This window comes from Microbacterium sp. Bi128 (assembly GCF_918698205.1).
This window is the reverse complement of sequence record NZ_CAKKMM010000987.1, coordinates 1-1,920: the sequence shown is the minus strand read 5'-3', so window position 1 is coordinate 1,920 and position 1,920 is coordinate 1. Positions and strand designations below refer to the sequence as shown.

Sequence of the window (1,920 nt, the reverse complement as noted above, 5' to 3'; positions counted from 1 at the left end):
CCTTCACCGTGCTGCCCAAGAACGGCGTCCCCGCGTTCGCCGCCGAGAACGCCGCGCACGGATTCGTCGTCGGAGGAACGGCGTGGGACTTCAGCCACGAGGGGCGCATCCCCCGCGGCAGCCTCGATCTGCTCGTCATCGACGAGGCGGGGCAGTTCTCCCTCGCCTCGACGATCGCGGTGTCGCTGTCCTCCCCGCGTCTGTTGCTGCTCGGCGATCCGCAGCAGTTGCCGCAAGTGAGTCAGGGCACGCACCCCGAGCCGGTGGACACCTCCGCTCTCGGCTGGGTGATCGACGGTGCCGAAGTCGTTCCTCCCGAGTTCGGCTACTTCCTCGCCCGGACCCGCCGCATGCATCCGGCGGTCGCCGGACCGGTCTCGCGTCTGTCGTACGAGGGGCGGCTCGCCGCGCATCCCTCGACGGCGCTGCGCGAGCTCGAGGGCGTCGAGCCGGGCCTGCACGCCATCCCCGTCCGCCACAGCGGCAACGCCACGTCGTCGCCCGAGGAGGCCGCGGCGGTCGTCGAGCTCGTCGCTGATCTGGTCGGCCGGACGTGGACCGGTGCCGAGGGCGGCGTCGGCGACACCGCGGTCGTGGCGCCGCCGCGTCCCCTCCGCGCCGACGACATCATCGTCATCACGCCGTACAACGCGCAGCAGGTCGCCGTCGAGGAAGCGCTCGCCGCGGTGGGCTTCGCGGACGTGCCCGTGGGAACCGTCGACCGCTTCCAGGGCAAGGAGGCGGTGGTGGCGATCCTCACACTCGCGGCCTCCTCCGGACGCGAGGCACCCCGGGGCCTGGAGTTCCTGTTGCTGCGCAACCGCATCAACGTGGCGATCTCACGGGCGATGCAGACCGCCTACGTGATCTCTTCGCCGTCGCTGCTCGACGATCTCCCGCGCACGCCCGAGGGCGTCGCCCGTCTCAGCGGGTTCGCACGCCTGATCGCCGACGCCCGCTGAGCCCGGCGCGCGCGGCACACCTTCGGCGCCGGCGCCTGACCCCCGGAGCCTCTTCGCACCGGTGCCGGCCTCCTCGGCGCGTTCCTCGCGTGCGGCTCAGCCGCGTCGGTGTCTGGGAGCATCTGGTTTGGGGCGGATTCTGCCCGTTTGGGGCGCGAATTATCCGCCCCAAGCGCCGAATCCCGCCCCAAACCGCACGCACGCAGCCCGCGGCACCCGCGGGCCTCGCGCCACCCGCACGCCACGCTCCCGCGGCGCCGCGCCACCTGCGGCCCCGGGCCTCGCGCGACCCGCGGCCTCGCAGCCCGCCCGCGTCAGGCGGTGCCGTACAGGCGGTCGCCGGCGTCGCCGAGGCCGGGCACGATGTAGCCCTTCTCGTTCAGCCGCTCGTCGAGCGCGCCGAGCACGAGCGTCACGTCGTGGCCCTCGACCTGCTTCTCGATCGCGGCGACACCCTCGGGCGCGCCGAGCAGGCAGATCGCGGTGACGTCCTGCGCGCCGCGGTTGAAGAGGAACGTGATCGCCGCGCCGAGCGACCCACCCGTCGCGAGCATCGGGTCCAGCACGAAGCACTGACGATCGCTGAGATCGTCGGGCAGACGCTCGGCGTACGTGGAGGGCTGCAGGGTCTCTTCGTCGCGGAGCATCCCGAGGAAGCCGACCTCGGCCGTCGGGAGCAGCTTCACCATGCCCTCCAGCATCCCGAGGCCCGCGCGCAGGATCGGCACGACGAGGGGGCGGGGCTCGCTGATCTTCACGCCCTGCGTGAGGGTGACCGGAGTCTGGATCTCGATCGGGTCGACGCGCACGTTGCGGGTGGCCTCGTAGGCCAGCAGCGTCACGAGCTCCTCGGTGAGCTGGCGGAAGACCGGCGACGACGTCTGCCGGTCACGCAGCACCGAGAGCTTGTGGGTGATGAGGGGGTGGTCGGCGACGTGGACACGCATAGGCTCAAGGC

The 1,920-nt window shown here is 72.3% G+C and carries 2 protein-coding genes; one reads left to right on the top strand and one right to left on the bottom strand.

Annotated elements, in window-relative coordinates:
* The coding region (locus tag LQV45_RS28875) for a DEAD/DEAH box helicase (protein WP_230010450.1) at positions 1-962 on the top strand (962 nt) is incomplete at its 5' end.
* Positions 963-1,276: 314 nt separating this feature from the next.
* Here the strand turns inward: LQV45_RS28875 and upp are convergent.
* Entirely contained in the window at positions 1,277-1,909 is a 633-nt protein-coding gene (gene upp / locus LQV45_RS28870; protein ID WP_138177245.1) for a uracil phosphoribosyltransferase, read from the bottom strand.
* Positions 1,910-1,920 lie beyond the last annotated feature (11 nt).

Bases quoted from the DNA above. Each gene is read 5' to 3' on its own strand.
- upp (WP_138177245.1), bottom strand. From the start codon at position 1,909: ATGCGTGTCCACGTCGCCGACCACCCCCTCATCACCCACAAGCTCTCG.